The sequence below is a fragment of the Palleronia pelagia genome, from assembly GCF_900110115.1.
GTDB classification, from domain to species: Bacteria; Pseudomonadota; Alphaproteobacteria; order Rhodobacterales; family Rhodobacteraceae; genus Palleronia; species Palleronia pelagia.
On sequence record NZ_FOCM01000004.1, the window covers coordinates 98,366 to 110,758 of the forward strand.

Sequence of the window (12,393 nt, forward strand, 5' to 3'; positions counted from 1 at the left end):
AGCCCCAGAGCCGCTTCAGCCCGCGCGCCCGCCCGAAAGGATCACCGCGGCGCCAGCGATGCACAGGGCCGCTCCGGCAAGGTCCCATCCGACCGGGCGCTGCCCCTCGACGGCCCAGAGCCAGACCAGCGAGGCGGCGATATAGACGCCGCCATAGGCCGCGAAGGCGCGACCGGCGAAGCCCGCCGGGGAAAGGGCCAACAGCAACGCGAACCCCGCGAGCGCCCCGAGGCCGGGGACAAGCCACAGGGCACTTGCCCCGCCCCGCCACCAGGACCAGACGGCGAAGCAGCCGGCGATCTCGGCCAGCGCGGCGGCGAGGTGGACGAGCGCCGTCATTCGGCCGGTTCGGTCGCGGCCTCCGCCCCCATCGGCGCGTGGTAGGGGCAGGCGACCAGGTGATCCTGGTCCAGCCGTTCCACCGGGGGTAGCCCCTCGGCGCAGTCGGGCCGGGCCTTGGGGCAGCGGGTGCGGAACACGCAGCCCGACGGCGGGTCCAGCGGCGACGGAAGCTCGCCCGAAAGCGGCGCACGGCCGGCCCGTGCGGCTTCGCGTGCGGGGTCGGGCACCGGGACCGACGCGATCAGCGCTTGTGTATAAGGGTGGCGCGGCGCGCGGACGATGGTGCGGGCCTCGGCCTCTTCCATCTTGCGGCCCAGATACATGACCAGCGTGCGGTCGGACACGTGCTTCACCACAGACAGGTCATGGGCGATGAAAAGCATCGCCAGTCCCAGGTCGCGGCTCAGCTCTTTCAGCAGGTTCACCACCTGCGCCTGGACCGACACGTCCAGCGCCGAAACCGGCTCGTCGCAGATCAGGAGTTTCGGCTCCAGCACCAGCGCGCGGGCGATCCCGATGCGCTGGCACTGGCCGCCCGAGAACTCGTGCGGATAGCGGTTCTGCAGGTTCGGCAGCAGGCCAACCCGCTCCATCATCTCGCCCACCTTGGCGCGGCGGTCCGCGGACGACATGTCGCGGCGATGGGTGACCAGCGGCTCGGCGATGATCTGGCCCACGGTCATGCGCGGGTCCAGCGCGGCCAGCGGGTCCTGGAACACCATCTGCACGTCGCGGCGATGGGCGCGGCGCGCGCGCGGCGACAGCTGCGCGAGGTCCTGCCCCTGCCACAGGATCTGCCCCGAGGCGGCCGGCACCGTGCCGATGATCGCGCGCGCGAGGGTCGACTTGCCCGAGCCGGATTCGCCGACGATGCCCAGCGTCTCGCCGGGTTCCACGTCGAACCCCATGTCGCTGACGGCCCTGAGCATCCGCGGCCTGGTCCAGGGCCAGGCCCCGCGCGGCATCACCGGGAAGGTCACGTTCAGGTCACGGACGGACAGAAGGCTGCTCATGCCGCATCCCTTTCGATCACGGTTTCGGGCGCCGCATGGCAGGCCCGGTGAAGCGCGCCGTGCGGCGCAAGCGGTGGCATCGCCCGGCGGCAGGCATCGTGGGCGAAGGCGCAGCGCGGGACGAAGGGGCACCCGGGCCCCAGTGCGGCCATGTCGGGCGGCTCGCCCGGGATGGTGGTCAGCACCTCCTGGTCGATGTCCAGCCGCGGCACGGCGCGCATCAGCCCGCGGGTGTAGGGATGCGTGGGCTGGGCGAACAGCGCGTCGGTCGGCCCGGTCTCCATCACCCGGCCGCCATACATCACCAGCGTGCGTTCGCAGCTGCCCGCCACCACGCCCAGGTCGTGGGTGATCAGGATCATGGCGGTCCCGAACTCGGCCCGGATCTCGGCCAGAAGCGCCATGATCTGCGCCTGCACGGTAACGTCCAGCGCGGTGGTCGGCTCGTCCGCGATCAGCAGCTTCGGGCGGCACAGAAGCGCCATGGCGATCATGATCCGCTGCCGCATCCCGCCCGAGAACTCGTGCGGGTACTGCTCCAGCCGCGCGCGCGCGTCGGGGATGCGCACCGCGTCCAGCATCCGCGACGCCTCGTCCCGGGCCTTGCGCCGCGACTGGCCCTTGTGGACCTGCAGCACCTCGGCCATCTGCGTGCCGACCTTCAGGTAGGGGTTCAGCGACGTCATGGGATCCTGGAAGATCATCGTCATGGCGTCGCCCCGCACGCGGTTCAGCTGCTTGGCGGGCAGGCCCAGCAGCTCGGTCCCGTCGAACCTGACCGACCCGGTGGCCCGGCCGTTCTTGGCCAGCAGGCCCATTGTGGCGAACGCCGATTGCGACTTGCCGGAACCGGACTCGCCCACGATGGCCAGGGTTTCCCCCGCGTCCAACGACAGCGACAACCCGTTCACCGCGTTGACGGTCCCGTCGGGCGTGTCGAAGGCCACGGCCAGGTCTGTGACATCCAGCAGGGCCATCAGCGATCCTTAGGGTCCAGCGCATCGCGCAGACCGTCGCCGAGGAAGAACAGGGCAAACAGCGTCACCACGAAGAAGAACAGCGGAAAGCCCAGCATCCACGGCGTGCCGTTGCGCATGTTGGCGGCCCCCTGGTTGATCAGCGCCCCCCACGAGGTCGACGGCTCCTGCACGCCGAGCCCGAGGAAACTGATGAAGGATTCGAAGATGATCATCTGCGGCACCAGCAACGTGGCATAGACGATGATGACGCCCAGCAGGTTGGGCACGATATGGCGGCGGATGATCGTGCCGCCCGAGACGCCGATGGCCCGCGCCGCCTCGACGTAGTCGGCGTTCTTGATCGACAGGGTCTGGCCGCGCGCGATCCGGGCCATGTCCAGCCACGAGATCAGCCCGATCCCCACGAACAGCATCACGATCGAGCGCGAGAAGATCACCAGCAGCAGGATCAGCACGAACATGTAGGGGATGGACATCATCAGGTCGACGAAGCGCATCATCACGTTGTCGGTGCGCCCGCCCACGTAGCCCGCGACGGCGCCGTAGGCCGTGCCCACCAGCACCGCGATCAAAGCCCCGACGATGCCCACCGCAAGGCTGATCCGCGTGCCCTGCACCGTGCGCTGGAACAGGTCGCGCCCGGTCTCGTCCACGCCGAAATAATGGCCGTTCGACAGGGACGGCCCGCCGATCTCGGGGATCATGCCCAGCATCTCCCAGTCGATCTCCTCGTTGGACCACTGGTTCAGGTATTGCCCGAACGCCGCGAACAGCAGGACGAGCACCAGGACCACGGCCGACGCCATGGCGGCGCGGTTGCGCAGGAACCGCCGCCGTGCATCGGCCCAGAGCGATCGCGCCTTGCCCTGCGGCAGCCCGGCGGTGTCGATGGTCGCATCAGCCATGTCAGTACCGGATCTTGGGGTCGATCCAAGCGTATGCCACGTCGACCAGCAGGTTGAAGAAGATGGTCAGCGCCCCGAACAGGATGGTGATGCCCAAGATGACCGAGTAGTCGCGCGCCAGCGCGGCGTTCACGAAGAACTGCCCGATCCCGCCCGTCGAGAAGAAGACGTCGATCACCACCGACCCGGTGATCATGCCCACGAAGGCCGGGCCGAGGTAGCTGACGACCGGCAGCAGCGCGGGCTTAAGCGCGTGGCGCAGGATCACCCGGTGCGCGGGCAGCCCCTTGGCCCGCGCGGTGCGCACGAAGCCCGCGTTCAGCACGTCGAGCATGGAGGACCGCGTGATCCGCGCGATGGACGCCATGTACGAGGTCGAGAGCGCGATGACCGGCAGGATCACGTATTCCACCTGCCCCCCGCGCCAGCCGCCGCCGGGCAGCCACCCCAGCCACAGGGTGAAGATCAGCACGAGGATCGGCGCCATGACGAAGTTCGGCAGCACCTGCGCGCCCACGGTCACGCCGACGGCCGCGTAGTCGAGCGCCGAGTTATGCTTGATCGCCGCGACGGCACCCAGCGTCACGCCCACGACCACCGCGACCACGAAGGACCAGAACCCGTAGGTCAGCGTGACCGGGAAACCCTGCGCGATGATGTCGTTCACGCTGCGGTCGGGGAAGGTGAAGGACGGCCCGAAATCGAACTGGGTGACCACGCTCCAGACATACGTCGCCATACGTTCCCAAAGCGGACGGTCGAGCCCGTATTCCCGTTCGAGGTTGGCCATCACCGCCTCGGGGATGCCCCGCTCGGTCGCGAAGGGCGAGCCGGGTGCGAATTCCATCAGCAGGAACGACAGCACGATCAGCGCAAGAAGGGTGGGAACCGCCACCAGAAGGCGGCGCAGGATATAGCTTGTCACGGGGGCTGTGCCTTGTCGGTCAGATGGCGCGGGCGGGGGCCGCCCGCGCCGGTGTCAGGAAAGGATCAGTCTTCCGCCACGCGGTAGAAGTCCTTCACGTACCAGTTGTTTTCAACGTTGTTCATGGGGAAGCCCTTCAGCGTCGGGTCCAGCAGGAACGAGTTGGCGTAGTGGTAGATCGGGATGATCGGCATTTCCTGCGCCAGCACCTGCTCGGCGGCGGTATAGGCCTCCTGCGGGTTCTCGGCCGTCGTCGCGGATGCGATCAGGTTGTCGTATTCCTCGTTCGAGAACTTGCCCGAGTTCTGGGGCACACCCGTGGTCAGCAGGTCGAGGAAGGTCGACGCCTCGTTGTAGTCGCCGCACCAGGCCGCGCGGGCTACGTCGAAGCCACCGGCCCGCCGGGTTTCCAGGTAGGTCGACCATTCCTGGTTCTCGAGCGTCGTCTCGACCCCCAGCTTCTGGCTCCACATCTGGCTGATGACCGTGGCGATCTGGCGGTGCGACTCGTCGGTGTTGTAGAGCAGGTCGAGATTCACGTCGGTGTATCCCGCCTCGTCCCAAAGGCGCTTGGCCTCCTCGTCACGCTCGGCCTGGGTCCAGCCAGCATACTCGATTTCCGGGGCCGAGAAGCCCGAGGTCGCGTCGGGCGTGAACGAGAAGGCCGGCGTCTGGCCGCCCTGCAGGATGCGGTCGGTGATGATCTCGCGATCGATGGCCAGGCCAAGCGCGCGACGCACGCGGGCGTCCTTCAGGGCCTCGGGGCCGCCCTCACCCTGGTTCAGCGTGTAATAGTACGAACAGAGCCGCGGCGTTGAGTGCGCGGCATCGGGGTATTCTTCCTGCAGGCGCGGGAAGGTTCCGGCCGGCACGGGCTCCAGCAGGTCGAACTCGTCCGCTTCCCACCGGGTCAGGGCCTGGCTGGTGTCGTTGATGACGTAGGAGGTCACTTCCTCGATCACGGTGTTCTCGGCGTCCCAGTACTCGGGGTTCTTGGTGGCCAACCAGAACTCGTTCAGGCGGACCTCGCTCAGGGTGTAGGCGCCGTTCGAGACGATGTTCTCGGGGTCGAGCCAGTTGTCGCCGTGCTCTTCGATGGTGGCCTGCGGCGTGGGGAACAGCGTCGTGTGGGTCGTCATCAGCGGGAAATACGGCTTGGGCCCGGTCAGCGTGACGCGCAGGGTGGTGGCGTCCACCGCCTCGACGCCCAGCGCGTCGGGCTCCATCTCGCCGGCGATGATCTCGGCCGCGTTGACGATGCCCGACAGCTCGACGAACCAGGCATAGCTGGACGCGGTGGCCGGGTCGGCGGCGCGGCGCCAGGCGTAGACGAAATCGCCGGCCGTCACCGGCTCGCCGTTGGACCAGCGGGCGTTGTCGCGCAGGGTAAAGGTGTAGACGGTGTTGTCGTCGTTCACCTCGAACCCGGTGGCGACGCCAGGCACGAGGTCACCGTTCTCGTCCTGGTTCATCAGCCCTTCGAACAGCTGGCGCGCGGCGTGGCTGCCCGGCACCCCTTCGATCAGCTGCGGGTCGATCGAGGCGAACTGGTCGAGCTCGCGATAGGAAAAGGTCTGGCTGTCGGCCAGCGTCACGCCGTCGGGCACGTCGGCGGCCTGGACCGCACCGGCGGCGAGCATGGCGGTGGCGCTCGCCATGGAGAGGACTGTGGATCTGTTCATGATTTGGATCTCCCTGCGTGGTTCCGGGCCGATTTGGCGGCACCGTTCCATTTCGATGGCGGGTAGAAAGCCAGTTACAGCCGATGCACGCAACCGCCACCGGCAGCATCCCGCCCGCTTGACGCCCGGTCAACCCGGGGTTGCAGAAACCGGGCTTTGCCATCCGCTTTGCAGAAGATGGCGCAAGTCGTGCAGCAGTCGATAATATTCGATCCGAAAAGCTGCGCGGCCCGGCGCATCCATTGCGCATGGTCTGGTCCGCCGCGGACAGCGTCTTTCTGACGTTTTCTTGAAGAAAACGGTCCGCGGCGTTCCCAGAATGCACAACACGCGGGCAGCTACCAACGCGGGCGCCGCACTCCGACGGGGTGGGTCCGACTCAGACCGGCAGCTCGGTCGTGCTCTTCAGTTCTTCCATCGACAGCAACGCGGTGACGTTGTGGATCTTCACCTGCGCGATCAGCGCCTGGTAGAAACTGTCATAGGCCCGCGCGTTGGCCACGCGCACCTTCAGGATGTAGTCGATATCGCCCGCCAGCCGGTGCGCCTCGAGCACCTCGGGACGGGCGCGCAGAGTTTCGAGGAAGCGATTCTGCCACTCGGCGTCGTGCTCCGACGTGCGGATCAGCACGAAGAAGCACGCTTCCAGTCCCAGCTTCTCGGGGTCCAGCAGCACGGTCTGCTGGCCGATGACCCCGGCCTCGCGCAGCTTGCGCATCCGGTTCCAGACGGGCGTCTTCGACGAGCCCACCGTCTTGGCGATGTCGTCCAGGGACTGCCCGGCGTCGCGCTGCACCGCGCGCAGGATTTTCCGGTCCAGCGCATCCAGTTGAACGTTCATTCCAAACCTACCTTCCCAAGCGAAACACCGTTCCGCGGGCGGCGCCATGCGGAACAAACGTTCCTTAACTCGGCCGGGACCCTGCCGGGAAGGGGGAAAATGTTCTATCTGTCAGGGCAAGCAACCAAACGGATTCCGCGATGAAGCACTTTCCGATCTTCCTGGCCGTCGAGGGCCGCCGCATCCTCCTGGCCGGCGGTGGCGACGCCGCGCTGGCCAAGCTGCGGCTGCTGATGAAGACCGAGGCGCGGATCACGGTGCTGGCCGAAGACCCTGCCCCCGAGATCGAGACCTGGGCCGCGCAAGGCAAGCTGGTCCTGCACCGTCGCGCCATGGCGCCCGGCGACGCGATCTGCGCCAAGCTGTTCTACGCGGCCTCCGAAGATGCGGACGAGGATGCGCGCACCGCCGCCATCGCCCATGCCGAGGGCGCGCTGGTGAACATCGTCGACAACCTGCACGACAGCACCTTCATCACGCCCGCCATCGTCGACCGCGACCCGGTCACGGTGGCCATCGGCACCGAGGGTGCGGCGCCCGTGCTGGCCCGCCAGATCAAGCGCGACCTGGAAGAACGCCTGCCCGCCGCCCTGGGCACGCTGGCGCGCATCGGCAAGGAATTCCGCAAGATGGCCGACCGCCTGCCCTTCGGTCGGCCGCGCCGCGACTTCTGGTCCGACTATTACAACCGCAGCGGCCCCCGCGACATCGCGGGCGGCGAAGACGCCGTTCGCGCCGGGCTGGACGACCTTCTGGGTCATCACCTCGGCGTCCAGGCCCGCGACGGCCACGTGCACTTCGTGGGCGCAGGCCCCGGCGATCCGGACCTTCTGACCATGAAGGCCCGCCGCGCCCTGCACGAGGCCGACGTGGTGATCCACGACAGGCTGGTCACGCCCGAGATCCTGGAACTCGCGCGCCGCGAGGCGATGATCCTCGACGTGGGCAAGACCGGCTTCGGCCCGTCCACCAGCCAAGACGACATCAACGACCTGATCGTGCGTCACGGGCTGGAAGGTGCGCAGGTCGTCCGCCTGAAGTCGGGCGATCCCACCGTCTTCGGCCGACTGGACGAGGAGCTCGAGGCCGTCGAGGCCGCCGGTATCGCCTATACCATCGTGCCGGGCATCACCGCCGCCTCGGCCGCGGTCGCGGGCCTCGGTCAAAGCCTGACGCGGCGCGGCCGCAACGCCGATGTGCGGTTCCTGACCGGCCACGACATGAAGGGCTTCGCCGATCACGATTGGGCCGCGCTGGCCCGCCCCGGCGCGGTCGCGGCGATCTACATGGGCAAGCGCGCCGCGCGGTTCATGCAGGGCCGGCTGATGATGCACGGGGCCGACCCGGCCACGCCGGTCACCGTGGTCGAGAACGCCGGGCGTCCGACCATGCGCGTGCTGCCCAGCACGCTGTCGCGGCTCGAGCCGGACCTGTCCGAGGCCGGGCTGACCGGCCCCGCCGTGGTGATGCTGGGCCTCGCGCCGCGCGCCGCCGTCACGGCCCTGTCGCAGACCGACGTCACCCTGTCCGCACCCGATGCAACCGCGAAGGAGGCCATGCTATGAGCCGCCGTTTCACCCCCAAGGTCGTCACCGCCAATCACCTGATGGAGGGCGACGCCATCTGGCTGTGCGAGGACGACAGCTGGACCCGCGACATGTCCCGCGCCGAAATCCTCGAGGACGTGGCCCATGCCGACCTGCGGCTACTGCACGCGCAGGCGCAGCCGCATATCGCGGTGGGCGCATACCTCGCCGATGCCGAGCCGACGCCGAAAGGTCCGCAGCCGACCCATTTCCGCGAGGCGTTTCGCACGCGCGGTCCCTCGAACTATGACCATGGCAAGCAGGCCGAGGCGGATCTCTGATCCCGCGTGCTTGACCTTTTCGAACATCCTGCCCGCCACCGGGCATGACAGGAGCCGATGATGTATCACTATTCCGATTTCGACGCCGCCTTCGTCCGCGAACGCGTGGCGCAGTTCCGCGGCCAGGTCGAACGCCGCATCGACGGGTCGCTGACCGAGGATGAATTCAAGCCGCTGCGCCTGATGAACGGGCTGTACCTGCAGCTGCACGCCTACATGCTGCGGGTGGCGATCCCCTATGGCACGCTGAACGGCCGTCAGATGCGGCAGCTGGCGATGATCGCCAAACGCTGGGACAAGGGCTATGGCCACTTCACCACGCGCCAGAACATCCAGTTCAACTGGCCCAAGCTGGCCGACGTGCCCGATATGCTGGACGCGCTGGCGGACGTGGAGATGCACGCCATCCAGACCAGCGGCAACACCATCCGCAACGTGACCGCCGACCATTTCGCCGGGGCCGCGGGCGACGAGATCGCCGATCCGCGCCCCTATGCCGAGCTGCTGCGGCAGTGGTCCACCGACCACCCCGAGTTCCAGTTCCTGCCGCGCAAGTTCAAGGTCGCCGTCACCGGGGCCGAGGCCGACCGCGCCGTGATCCGCGCCCACGACATCGGCCTGCAGATCGTCGAGCGTGACGGCGCGCGCGGCTTCCGCGTCTTCGTGGGTGGCGGTCTTGGCCGCACGCCGATGATCGGCAAGGTCCTGCGCGACTTCCTGCCCGAGGAAGACCTGCTGCCCTACTCCGAGGCCATCGTGTCGGTCTGGAACCTGCTGGGCCGCCGCGACAACAAGTACAAGGCCCGCATCAAGATCACCGTGCACGAGCACGGGGTCGAGGAGATCTCGCGCCTGGTCGAGGAGCGCTTCGCCCAGATCCGCCCGAACTTCTCGGGCGTGGATCAGCAGATGCTGGCCGCGATCCGCAAGCAGTTCTCGCTGCCCGACCTGGACGACCGCCCGACGGACGGCTTCACGGCTGCCTACGACTCGGACCCGGTGTTCCGCTCGTGGGTGGACACCAACGTGACCGCGCATCGCCGCGACGACCACGCCATCGTGTCGATCTCGCTCAAGGCCCATGGCGCCACGCCCGGCGACGCGACGTCCGAACAGATGGAAGTCATGGCCGCGCTGGCCGAGGGCTTCGGCCACGACGAGCTGCGCATCAGCCACGAGCAGAACGTCATCCTGCCCCACGTGGCGCGTGCCGACCTGCCTACGATCCACGCCACGCTGAGGGAAGCGGGCCTGGCCACCGCCAATATCGGCCTCGCGTCCGACATCATCGCCTGCCCCGGCATGGATTACTGCGCCCTGGCCACCGCCCGGTCAATCCCCGTCGCCCAGGACATCGCCACGCGCCTGGACGCGCTGAAGGTCGAGCGCGACGTGGGCCCGCTGAAGATCAAGATCTCGGGCTGCATCAACGCCTGCGGCCACCACCACGTAGGCCATATCGGCATCCTGGGTCTCGATCGCGCGGGGGTCGAGAACTACCAGATAACGCTGGGCGGCGACGGGACCGAGGACGCGGCCATCGGCACGCGCACCGGCCCCGGCTTCGCCTACGACCAGATCGTTCCGGCGGTCGAGCGGCTGATCGACTGCTATCTCGACCTGCGCGAGGACCCGTCCGAGACCTTCATCCAGGCCTATCGCCGCGTGGGCATGGGCCCGTTCAAATCCGCGCTGTACCCCGAGAAGGAGGCCGCACGTGCCGCTTGAATCTCCCCTCGCCCCCGCGGCCGAACGGGCCGCCGAGCTGAACGCGCGCTACGCGCATCACGGCGCCGTGGCGGTTCTGCGCCACGCGCTCACCGATCCGCAGGTCGGGGCCAGCGCCCTGGTTTCGAGCTTCGGGGCCGAGTCGGTGGTGCTTCTGCACATGCTCAGCCGCATCGACCGCAGCGTGCCGGTGATCTTCCTCGACACCGAGATGCTGTTCCCCGAGACGCTGGACTACCAGCGCGACGTGGCCGCACGGCTGGAGCTGACCGATGTCCGCCGCGTGCGGCCCGACCGGGCGCAGGTCCTGACCCGCGACAGTGACGGCGTGCTGCACCGCTCGGACCCCGACGCTTGCTGCACCCTGCGCAAGACCGAGCCGCTGGAACGCGCGCTGAAGGGCTTCGACGCCTGGATCACCGGGCGCAAGCGGTTCCAGGGCGGCGCGCGCACCGCGATGGAGTTCTTCGAGGCGGATGCCGACGGGCGGATCAAGGTCAACCCGCTGGCCCACTGGGACAAGGCGGACGTGCAGGACTACATGCTGAACAACCGCCTGCCGCGCCACCCGCTGACGCGCGACGGCTTCGCCTCGATCGGCTGCGCCCCCTGCACCTCGCGGGTGAAGCCCGGCGAGGACGAGCGCGCGGGCCGCTGGCGCGGCCTCGACAAGGTCGAGTGCGGCATCCACTTCGAGAACGGCCGCGCCGTGCGGGGCTGAACCGCCGCGAGTCCAGGTATTTTTGGAAAGATGAAGACGGACGTCTTCACGAGAGGATGAAACGATGAGCGTGATCGTGACAGACGCGGGCTTCGGCCCGGACACATGGACGGGCGACGCGGCGCTGGACCTGCCGTCGGACACCGCGCCCGCCGAGCTCGAGGCCGCGCTGGGTGCCGAACTGGTCCGCGTGGACTTCCCCAGCTTCTCGGACGGGCGTGGCTTCACCCTGGCCGCGATGCTGCGGCGCATGGGCTATGCCGGGCGCCTGCGCGCGCGGGGCCACGTGATCGCCGACCAGTACGCCATGGCGCGCCGGTCGGGCTTCGACGAGGTCGAGATCGACGAGGCGCTGGCCGCGCGCCAGCCCGAGGACCAGTGGCTGGCCCGCGCCGACTGGCGTGCCCATGACTACCAGTCGCGCCTGCGCGGCTGAGCGCCGCCTTTCCCCCACCCGAAATTCCCGATAACGAGAGGCCGGACCGATCACCGCGGTCCGGAAACCAGCGATGAATGACATGACGCCCAGCCCCGCCCGCACCGACGCGGCCAGCGCCACCCGCGCCCTGCCCGACGCGCAGACCGTGACCGACGTGACCCATTGGACCGACCGGCTGTTTTCCTTCAAGGTCACGCGCCCCGCGTCCCTGCGCTTCCGCTCGGGCGAGTTCGTGATGATCGGGCTGTTGAAGGATGACGGCAAGCCGCTGCTGCGGGCCTATTCCATCGCCTCGCCCGCCTGGGACGACGAACTGGAATTCTACTCGATCAAGGTTCAGGACGGACCGCTGACCAGCCGGTTGCAGCATATCCAGCCGGGCGAGCAGATCATCCTGCGCCCCAAGCCCGTGGGCACGCTCGTCCATGACGCGCTGTTGCCGGGCAAGCGGCTGTGGTTCTTCTCCACCGGCACCGGGATCGCGCCCTTCGCCAGCCTCATCCGCGAGCCGCAGACCTACAGCGACTACGACGAGGTGATCCTGACCCATACCTGCCGCGACGTGGCCGAGCTGGAATACGGCCGCCGGCTGGTCGAGCAGGTCAAGTCGGACGAGATGCTGGCCGAACTGACCGATGGCGGCACGTCGAAGCTGCGCTATTACCCCACGACCACCCGGGAAGAGAGCCCGAAGATGGGGCGGATCACCGACCTGATCGACAACGGCACGCTGTTCGACGACCTGGGCCTGCCGCACGGCCTGAGCCCCGAGACCGACCGCGCCATGGTCTGCGGGTCGATCGGGCTGAACACCGACCTGAAGGCCATCTTCGAGCGCTATGGCCTGCGCGAGGGCGCCAACAGCGCGCCCGCGGAGTTCGTGGTGGAGAAGGCCTTCGTCGGCTGACACGACCGGCCCGCGCCGGATCACGGAATGAAAAAGGCCGCTG

General features: G+C 68.3%; 13 protein-coding genes. 6 read left to right on the forward strand and 7 right to left on the reverse strand.

Going from position 1 to position 12,393, the window contains the following annotated elements; all coding sequences use genetic code 11:
• Nucleotides 1-15 precede the first annotated feature (15 nt).
• The 7 genes from BMX96_RS09885 to BMX96_RS09915 all read right to left on the reverse strand — a co-directional run bounded on the left by BMX96_RS09885 (nucleotide 16) and on the right by BMX96_RS09915 (nucleotide 6,688).
• A complete protein-coding gene (locus tag BMX96_RS09885) occupies nucleotides 16-339 on the reverse strand; it encodes a YnfA family protein (RefSeq protein ID WP_091845347.1) in 324 nt (107 codons plus the stop codon).
• The gene (locus BMX96_RS09890; RefSeq protein ID WP_091845348.1) at nucleotides 336-1,355 is read right to left on the reverse strand and encodes an ABC transporter ATP-binding protein; all 1,020 of its coding nucleotides are present in this window, start codon (nucleotides 1,353-1,355) and stop codon (nucleotides 336-338) included. The genes BMX96_RS09885 and BMX96_RS09890 overlap by 4 nt, the downstream gene beginning before the upstream one ends.
• Nucleotides 1,352-2,332, reverse strand: coding sequence for an oligopeptide/dipeptide ABC transporter ATP-binding protein (locus BMX96_RS09895; RefSeq protein ID WP_091845349.1), 981 nt, complete (start codon nucleotides 2,330-2,332; stop codon nucleotides 1,352-1,354). Before BMX96_RS09895 ends, BMX96_RS09890 begins: the two co-directional genes overlap by 4 nt.
• Nucleotides 2,332-3,240 (reverse strand): ABC transporter permease subunit, encoded by a 909-nt coding sequence (locus tag BMX96_RS09900; RefSeq protein WP_073128187.1) that lies wholly within the window; start codon nucleotides 3,238-3,240, stop codon nucleotides 2,332-2,334. Before BMX96_RS09900 ends, BMX96_RS09895 begins: the two co-directional genes overlap by 1 nt.
• Nucleotide 3,241: 1 nt before the next feature.
• Nucleotides 3,242-4,165, reverse strand: a complete 924-nt coding sequence (gene oppB / locus BMX96_RS09905; RefSeq protein WP_091845350.1) for an oligopeptide ABC transporter permease OppB — start codon at nucleotides 4,163-4,165, stop codon at nucleotides 3,242-3,244.
• A 65-nt stretch (nucleotides 4,166-4,230) separates the two neighbouring features.
• On the reverse strand, nucleotides 4,231-5,847 hold the full coding sequence (locus BMX96_RS09910) for a peptide ABC transporter substrate-binding protein (protein WP_091845351.1): 1,617 nt from the start codon (nucleotides 5,845-5,847) through the stop codon (nucleotides 4,231-4,233).
• Between the two features lie 379 nt (nucleotides 5,848-6,226).
• Complete coding sequence (locus BMX96_RS09915) at nucleotides 6,227-6,688, reverse strand: Lrp/AsnC family transcriptional regulator (RefSeq protein WP_091845352.1); 462 nt, start codon at nucleotides 6,686-6,688, stop codon at nucleotides 6,227-6,229.
• Between the two features lie 140 nt (nucleotides 6,689-6,828).
• On the opposite strand from BMX96_RS09915, the gene cysG reads away from it, so the two are divergent.
• The 6 genes from cysG to BMX96_RS09945 all read left to right on the forward strand — a co-directional run bounded on the left by cysG (nucleotide 6,829) and on the right by BMX96_RS09945 (nucleotide 12,350).
• Entirely contained in the window at nucleotides 6,829-8,253 is a 1,425-nt protein-coding gene (gene cysG / locus BMX96_RS09920) for a siroheme synthase CysG (protein ID WP_091845353.1), read from the forward strand.
• Entirely contained in the window at nucleotides 8,250-8,555 is a 306-nt protein-coding gene (locus tag BMX96_RS09925) for a DUF2849 domain-containing protein (RefSeq protein ID WP_073128192.1), read from the forward strand. The genes cysG and BMX96_RS09925 overlap by 4 nt, the downstream gene beginning before the upstream one ends.
• Nucleotides 8,556-8,615: 60 nt before the next feature.
• A complete protein-coding gene (locus tag BMX96_RS09930) occupies nucleotides 8,616-10,283 on the forward strand; it encodes a nitrite/sulfite reductase (RefSeq protein WP_091845354.1) in 1,668 nt (555 codons plus the stop codon).
• Nucleotides 10,273-11,004 (forward strand): phosphoadenylyl-sulfate reductase, encoded by a 732-nt coding sequence (locus BMX96_RS09935; protein WP_091845355.1) that lies wholly within the window; start codon nucleotides 10,273-10,275, stop codon nucleotides 11,002-11,004. Before BMX96_RS09930 ends, BMX96_RS09935 begins: the two co-directional genes overlap by 11 nt.
• A 64-nt stretch (nucleotides 11,005-11,068) precedes the next feature.
• Nucleotides 11,069-11,440 (forward strand): DUF934 domain-containing protein, encoded by a 372-nt coding sequence (locus BMX96_RS09940; RefSeq protein ID WP_091845356.1) that lies wholly within the window; start codon nucleotides 11,069-11,071, stop codon nucleotides 11,438-11,440.
• Nucleotides 11,441-11,513: 73 nt separating this feature from the next.
• A complete protein-coding gene (locus BMX96_RS09945) occupies nucleotides 11,514-12,350 on the forward strand; it encodes a ferredoxin--NADP reductase (protein ID WP_407944663.1) in 837 nt (278 codons plus the stop codon).
• The last annotated feature ends 43 nt before the right edge of the window (nucleotides 12,351-12,393 follow it).

Coding starts and splice junctions, on each gene's coding strand:
- BMX96_RS09885 (WP_091845347.1), bottom strand. CDS start 339: ATGACGGCGCTCGTCCACCTCGCCGCCGCGCTGGCCGAGATCGCCGGC.
- BMX96_RS09890 (WP_091845348.1), bottom strand. CDS start 1,355: ATGAGCAGCCTTCTGTCCGTCCGTGACCTGAACGTGACCTTCCCGGTG.
- BMX96_RS09895 (WP_091845349.1), bottom strand. CDS start 2,332: ATGGCCCTGCTGGATGTCACAGACCTGGCCGTGGCCTTCGACACGCCC.
- BMX96_RS09900 (WP_073128187.1), bottom strand. CDS start 3,240: ATGGCTGATGCGACCATCGACACCGCCGGGCTGCCGCAGGGCAAGGCG.
- BMX96_RS09910 (WP_091845351.1), bottom strand. CDS start 5,847: ATGAACAGATCCACAGTCCTCTCCATGGCGAGCGCCACCGCCATGCTC.
- BMX96_RS09915 (WP_091845352.1), bottom strand. CDS start 6,688: ATGAACGTTCAACTGGATGCGCTGGACCGGAAAATCCTGCGCGCGGTG.
- cysG (WP_091845353.1), top strand. CDS start 6,829: ATGAAGCACTTTCCGATCTTCCTGGCCGTCGAGGGCCGCCGCATCCTC.
- BMX96_RS09925 (WP_073128192.1), top strand. CDS start 8,250: ATGAGCCGCCGTTTCACCCCCAAGGTCGTCACCGCCAATCACCTGATG.
- BMX96_RS09930 (WP_091845354.1), top strand. CDS start 8,616: ATGTATCACTATTCCGATTTCGACGCCGCCTTCGTCCGCGAACGCGTG.
- BMX96_RS09940 (WP_091845356.1), top strand. CDS start 11,069: ATGAGCGTGATCGTGACAGACGCGGGCTTCGGCCCGGACACATGGACG.
- BMX96_RS09945 (WP_407944663.1), top strand. CDS start 11,514: ATGAATGACATGACGCCCAGCCCCGCCCGCACCGACGCGGCCAGCGCC.